General features: G+C 40.3%; 2 protein-coding genes and 1 tRNA gene. 2 read left to right on the top strand and 1 reads right to left on the bottom strand.

From position 1 onward, the window contains the following. The first annotated feature begins 727 nt into the window (after positions 1-727). Both ABFQ95_08160 and ABFQ95_08155 read left to right on the top strand, forming a co-directional pair. Positions 728-1438, top strand: coding sequence for a polysaccharide deacetylase family protein (locus tag ABFQ95_08160; GenBank protein ID MEN8237490.1), 711 nt, complete (start codon positions 728-730; stop codon positions 1436-1438). Positions 1439-1708: 270 nt separating this feature from the next. After that, the gene (locus tag ABFQ95_08155) at positions 1709-2662 is read left to right on the top strand and encodes a glucosaminidase domain-containing protein (GenBank protein MEN8237489.1); all 954 of its coding nucleotides are present in this window, start codon (positions 1709-1711) and stop codon (positions 2660-2662) included. Between the two features lie 53 nt (positions 2663-2715). On the opposite strand, the gene ABFQ95_08150 is transcribed toward ABFQ95_08155, so the two are convergent. Next, positions 2716-2842: transfer RNA gene (locus ABFQ95_08150), tRNA-OTHER, on the bottom strand. Positions 2843-3265: the final 423 nt, after the last annotated feature.

Below are 3265 nucleotides of genomic sequence, written 5' to 3'. Positions count from 1 at the left end.
GGGCTGTCTGATACACTAGAAAGCCAAAAATGGCGCCATTCCACGCGTACCGACTCCCGAATTGGAGACCTAGTGATAAAATCATCGGGAATTCAGGATGTAAGCATATTGGTCTCCATAGTTACACGCTAGAGAGCGGAATCTTGGAAGTTAAACTAACTCCCTATAGGTTTTACGTCCAATTCCACTTGAAACGTCGAAGAGCCGGTTTTTTATTGAAGGTCAGTTGGAGTACGTTCGTTATGGATCCTGTCACCAATGCCCTCATAGCAAGTGTCCTCACACCATCAGTGCCGAAATTGTCATCACTCATTTTTATGGTAACATCCGGCGGTTAGATGAAGCTCCAATTCCAAAATTGGAACAGGGATTTGTTAAAGATGGCACCGCCTTCAACATCAACCACAGCAATACTCACTATAACTAAATTGGATCTCTGTCAGGATAAAGCTTCGGACCGTCATCCCGCGGGGTATAGAAAAATCCTCCCTAATTGGCATTGTACCAGCTCTATTCCACACCTCCCTCAAACCAAGTTTTCTGGTGGCATAACCGGGATAGCCTGCCATTGAAACAAACTCTACCAGGAAAGAAGCATACCGTCTAAAAGCTTGGTACCCTGTGCGATATATCCCGCTTATTACAGAATGCTTTAATAAAAATTAAATAGTTTATTTTATAATAAAAAGAAAAAACGGGGAAATTCATGGTGTACAAGCGCTTTGTTATGGCAATGTTTGCATACGTAATGGTTTTTTTCACCCAAGTATTTGCAGATACCAAAGAAAATTTTAGTTACACCTGTCTCGAAAGATTGACACACAAAAAATCAAGCAATAAATTTGTAGCTTTAACTTTTGACGATGGTCCCTCACGGTCGATCACACCCAAAATCCTTAAGATACTGAATGAAAAGGGCGTCAAGGCCACTTTCTTTGTCCTTGGACGTAATGTAAAAAACAATCCTGAAATTGTCCGCTCGCTTCGCGACAGCGGACATGAAATCGCCAATCACTCGTACTCACACGCTAATTTACGCAAACGATCCAGCACATCAATCGAAGATGAATTGCAAAAAACTAATGCTGAATTGGCTAAGCTTGAGATACTGCCAGGATGGTTTCGTCCACCCTATGGTAGTTCTAACTCAACCGTCAAGAACAAGGCATTCGCGCAGAACATGCATACCATTTTCTGGTCGCTTGATTCTAAAGATTGGAAACGCCCAAATCCTGAAACACTAAAGCAACGTGTTTTGGATCGGACACAACCTGGAGAAGTTATATTGTTGCATGATATACATCGTAATACCCTTAAAGCACTTCCGGGAATCATTGATGGCCTTCAGACTCGTGGTTACACATTTGTGACCATCAGTGAGTGGTACGATCGATTAAAAAATATTACCCCGACCAGACAACTGTTGTGTAGTAAGTAAGAAAAAAAGCTAACACATGGAATTAATTTAATAATTACAATTTTATTTAAATTTCGTATTTGCAAAAATTGACTTTTCGTTCATTTTATCCTATTTTACCCGTAATATTTATTACAGACCCGTGCTGAATCAAAAAGTTGAATTTTATGATCGTGAGAAGCGTGCAGTTTACAACTGCAAATGAGCACTTCGAACGTATCAGAAAGCCAATAATCTGATCCAGCTATAGTATAGTTGTTGCCACGTTTTGATTGGTAAGGAGTAGTATAAGTGTTAAAGATACGACGACGTTTGGATGTAATGACAGCTGCCAACTTGCAATTTACATGGGTAAATGAGCACTTTGAGCGTATCAGGAAACAAAGGTTTTTATTTCTCTTCAGTATAAGTTTCCTTCTCGTAAATCTTTTTGTGATCATTGAAACGCATACAAATGCACACAATATACCAATACCGCCAATACCACCGAAGCGCCACGATATCCCAGCAAAACCAAAATCAGCAACCGAACTTGTTAAAATTTTTGCTGATTATGATCTAAAGTTAGCTGATGTTCGCAAGGGCAACAAGGACATCCCACGTGTCTATTTTCAAGCCCTGCCCAAGGATATGCATCGGCGCCTACACCTAAATAAAAGGCAGGAAATGTTTATTTTAAGCGTGCTACCGCTTATTTTAAAGGTCAATGAAGACATTGCAGACGATCGCCGGTATCTACTCTCGCTAAAAAAATCACCTAAAACACTATCGAGTCAAGATCAGCGAAAAGTAACAGCTTTGGCGGAAAAATATAATTTAAAAACCACCAACATCTCAAGAATGCTCATCCATGTCGACATCATACCTCCATCCCTCGCACTTGCACAAACCTGCCTTGAAACGGGATGGGGCAGCTCTTCGGCAGCAAGAACCAAAAATTCTCTTTTTGGAATGACCATTTCAAAGGTGGTAAAAGGTTACGATTCTCTTCATGATTGTACCTGGGCTTACATGCGTAATCTAAATTACAACAAGGCATACAAAAAATTCAGGACACTAAGAGCGCAGATGCGCAAAACCAACAAACCCTTTGACAGTGTTAAATTATCAGCCAGTCTTACTGAATATTGTGAATTTACCAGGTCCTATTTGCGTGATCTCAGGTTGATCCTGACACATTACAAATTATCGGATTTTGATCAGATTAGCCTGGCAAAAGCGCCTGGATACTTGGCTGTCGGGTGATCTCTTAAGCTTTTGATTTTTGATTTCACCCGGATTTAAACCCTTATCAATATTGGTGCCCCCAGGGAGACTCGAACTCCCACGTCCTTGCGAACAACAGATTTTGAATCTGCGACACTATATTTCTTACAAACAGACGATGTATTGGTAACTAACAGGGAAATCCTTTTCTACAAAGGCTTTTCGAGCTATCTTTCACTATCAGAAACTATTCGAAACTATCGCAAACTATGCGAAATTCTCCATCATTTGCTGATAATTTGCTGACAATTTTTCCAAGATATGGTATGAAAGAGAATATGAAAAAGTGCCGTGGAAACTAAATGCCAAAAATTGGGGGCATCGCTGTGAAAAGGGGGCTTTTGATGTTTGCGGGTAACTGAGAGTTCTGTTGCGATATCTTTCAAGAAGCTTGTTAGTAAACCATTTCCATCGCTTATACCCCGTTGGTTAGCCAATCACCCGAAGGTCCTTTTTCATAGCGATGCCCCCAATTACAAAACGCTATACTCATGCTGAATGAAAGTGTTTAAAATTTTATCCAATTGTGGTAGTTAAATACCCATGCAAGATTTTTTGACCCCATCTGAACGTGACGACTTA

This window comes from Pseudomonadota bacterium, assembly GCA_039714795.1.
Classification (GTDB): Bacteria; Pseudomonadota; Alphaproteobacteria; order JAGOMX01; family JAGOMX01; genus JBDLIP01.
The sequence above is the reverse complement of the archived record's forward strand: the minus strand, read 5'-3'. Positions and strand labels throughout refer to the sequence as shown.